The sequence below is a fragment of the Rhodoferax sp. genome, assembly GCF_028689305.1.
Taxonomy (GTDB): Bacteria; Pseudomonadota; Gammaproteobacteria; order Burkholderiales; family Burkholderiaceae_C; genus Rhodoferax.
Window position 1 is genome coordinate 1 of record NZ_JAQTWM010000169.1, and the last position, 3,227, is coordinate 3,227.

Below are 3,227 nucleotides of genomic sequence, written 5' to 3' on the forward strand. Positions count from 1 at the left end.
CCGCCTTCACCTTCAAGCGCCAGCCATGCAGCAGCGGCTCGGTATAGCCGCTGGGCTGGGCCAGGCCCTTGAACACCAGATCACAGGCGGCCTGGTAGGCCATCGACGTGTCAAAGTGCCCGGCCATCGGTTTGTAAGCAGGGTCACCCGCGTTCTGACCATCCACCACGGCGGCCATACGCTCGAAGGTGGCTTTGACTTGCGCCTCTGTCACCACACCATGGTGCAGCCAGTTCGCCATGTGCTGGCTGGAAATGCGCAGCGTGGCGCGGTCTTCCATCAGGCCGATGTTGTGGATGTCGGGCACTTTGGAGCAGCCCACGCCCTGGTCCACCCAGCGCACCACGTAGCCCAGGATGCCCTGGGCGTTGTTGTCGAGCTCCTGCTGTTTGTCGGCCTCGCTCCAGTCGGCACTGGCAGCCACGGGCACTTGCAGCAGGCCAGCCAGCAGTTCGTCGCGCTGTTTGTCGGCGTTGATTTTTTCCAGCTCTTTCTGCACGTCGCTGACCAGCACCTGGTGGTAGTGCAGCGCATGTAGCGTGGCACCGGTCGGGCTGGGCACCCAGGCGGTGTTGGCACCGGCCTTGGGGTGGCCAATTTTTTGCTCCAGCATGGCTTTCATCAAGTCGGGCATGGCCCACATGCCTTTGCCGATCTGCGCCTTGCCACGCAGGCCGCAGCCCAGGCCGACCAGCACGTTGTTCTTTTCATAAGCCTGGATCCAGGCACTGGTTTTCATGTCGCCCTTGCGGATCATCGGGCCGGCGTGCATGGCGGTGTGCATCTCGTCGCCGGTGCGATCCAGGAAGCCAGTGTTGATGAACGCCACGCGGCTGCCTGCGGCGGCAATGCAGGCTTTCAGGTTGACGCTGGTGCGGCGCTCTTCGTCCATGATGCCGAGCTTGACGGTGCTGTCGGGCAGGCCGAGCATTTTTTCGACACGGCCAAACAGCTCACTGGCAAAGGCCACTTCCGCCGGGCCGTGCATCTTGGGCTTGACGATGTAGACCGAGCCTTTGCGCGAGTTGCGAATGGCATCTTTCTTGGTCTTGGCCAGGTCGTGCAGGGCGATGGTGGTGGTGACCACTGCGTCCATGATGCCCTCGGGGATTTCATGCGTCTGGCCATGTTTGTCGGTGTACAGAATGGCCGGGTTGGTCATCAGGTGGCCGACATTGCGCACAAACATCAGGCTGCGGCCATGCAGGCGCACCGGTTTTTTGCCGTCGGGCGCGGTGTAGAGGCGGTCGGCGTTGAGGCCGCGCTGCAGGGTCTTGCCGCCTTTTTCGAAAGTTTCGGTCAACGTGCCTTGCAGAATGCCCAGCCAGTTGCTGTAAGCCAGTACTTTGTCGTCGGCATCCACAGCGGCGACCGAGTCTTCCAGGTCCAGGATGGTGGAGAGAGCGGCTTCCACCACCAGATCCGCCACACCGGCCGGGTCGCTGGCGCCAATGGGGGTGGCGCGGTTGATGATCAGGTCCAGGTGCAGGCCGTTGTGCTCGAACAGCACGCTGGAAGGTGCCTTGGCTTCGCCCTGGTAGCCGACGAATTGTTTGGCATCGGCCAGACTGGTGTTGCTGCCATCGGCCAGTTTGACGGCCAGTTTGCCGCCCTTGACGCTGTAGGCCACCGAGTCAATGTGTGAACCCTTGCGCAGCGGGGCGCAACGGTCCAGCACGTGGCGGGCGTATTCGATCACCTTGGCGCCGCGCTTGGGGTTGTAGCCGCCTTTTTTGCCGGCTTTCTCGCAGCCCTTGGCTTCAGCAATCACGTCGGTGCCGTAGAGCGCGTCGTACAGACTGCCCCAGCGGGCGTTGGCGGCGTTGAGGGCGTAGCGGGCGTTCAGGATCGGCACCACCAGCTGCGGGCCGGCTTGTTTGGCCAGCTCTGCATCGACGTTGGTCGTGGTGACGCGGGCCTTGGCCGGTTGCGGGACCAGGTAGCCGATGTTTTCCAGAAACGCGCGGTAGGCAGGCAGGTTCATGATCGGGCCGGGGTTGGCCTTGTGCCAGTTGTCCAGCTCGGTTTGCAGGCGGTCGCGTTCAGCCAGCAGGGCGATGTTTTTCGGCGCCAGGTCGGCCACGATGGCATCGAAGCCCTTCCAGAATTTGGCCGGGGTGATGCCGGTGCCGGGCAGCACCTGTTTTTCAATGAACTGGCACAAGTTGGCAGCCACTTGCAGGCGGTTTTTGGTGATGCGTTCAGTCATGGTCGTCAAGTCCAAAGTTAAAAAATCAAGAGGGGAAGAAATGGTGCACGTCACGCAGGCTGTAGCCGATGTGTGTCGGTTGCGTGCCCAGCTCTTCAAACGGCAATTGGTAGCGGTTGACCCACAGCGTCTGGTAGCCATACCAGGTGGCGCCCAGCGCGTCCCAGGCATTGCTGCTGACAAACAGCACCTCTGGCGCCGTCAGGCCCAGCGTCTGCTCACCCAGCGCATAAGCCTCGGGGTGGGTCTTGAATTTGCGGATCGGGTCAACACTGATGACGTGGTCCAGCAGGCCGTCGAATCCGGCCGAATGCACGGCAGCTTGCAGCATGGCCGCATCGCCGTTGCTCAAAATGCCGATCGGGATGCCGGCCGCCTTGAGCTGCTGCAGCACCTCCAGGTTCTCGGGGAAGGCGTCCAGATGCTGGTATTGCGCCAGCAGCAGTTCGATGGCTGGCTCGAATTCCAAAAGAAAATCAGCGTCAGCCCAGGTATTACCTGGGGTTGTTGCTATCTTTTTAATGGCAAATATCAGCGCAGCCCGCGTCAGCGCACTGAACGGCTGGTAGTGCGCACCATGGTTGCAGGTGGTCACCAGCCGGGTGTATTCAATCTGCTTGTCGCGCCACGCCACACTCAGCGCCTGGCCATGGCCGGGGAACAGCTCCTCGGCCAGTTGTGCCACGCTGTACACGTCAAACAGGGTGCCATAGGCATCAAACAGCACCGCGCGCGGCCATCTGGCGGGGTGTTTGAGCGGTGAAGCGTGGGTGGAGTTCATCCCCCTATTTTAAGGAGGGGGCCTCTCCGGTTTGCTGACGGTGCCCGGGCAACAGTTGTGACTGCGGTGCAGGTAATCGGGCTCGGCCGCGTTTGGGAAATAATCAGGTCCAGGTTCGTCTGTCCACCTCTTTTCCCCCTGCACCATGAACACTCCCCGCTTGCCTGCCATCCGTCCCCTGCCTCTTGAAGGTCTGCGCGTGGTGGAATTTACCCACATGGTGATGGGGCCGACCTG

Annotated in this window: 2 protein-coding genes; both read right to left on the reverse strand. The window is 61.8% G+C overall.

All coding sequences use genetic code 11. From position 1 onward, the window contains the following. Positions 1–2,209, reverse strand: a 2,209-nt coding sequence (locus PHW99_RS18455) for a malate synthase G (protein WP_300181212.1), incomplete at its 3' end; no start/stop codon positions are given. Between the two features lie 25 nt (positions 2,210–2,234). Beyond that, entirely contained in the window at positions 2,235–2,990 is a 756-nt protein-coding gene (locus PHW99_RS18460) for a haloacid dehalogenase type II (RefSeq protein WP_300181215.1), read from the reverse strand. Positions 2,991–3,227: the final 237 nt, after the last annotated feature.

Bases quoted from the DNA above. Each gene is read 5' to 3' on its own strand.
- PHW99_RS18460 (WP_300181215.1), bottom strand. From the start codon at position 2,990: ATGAACTCCACCCACGCTTCACCGCTCAAACACCCCGCCAGATGGCCG.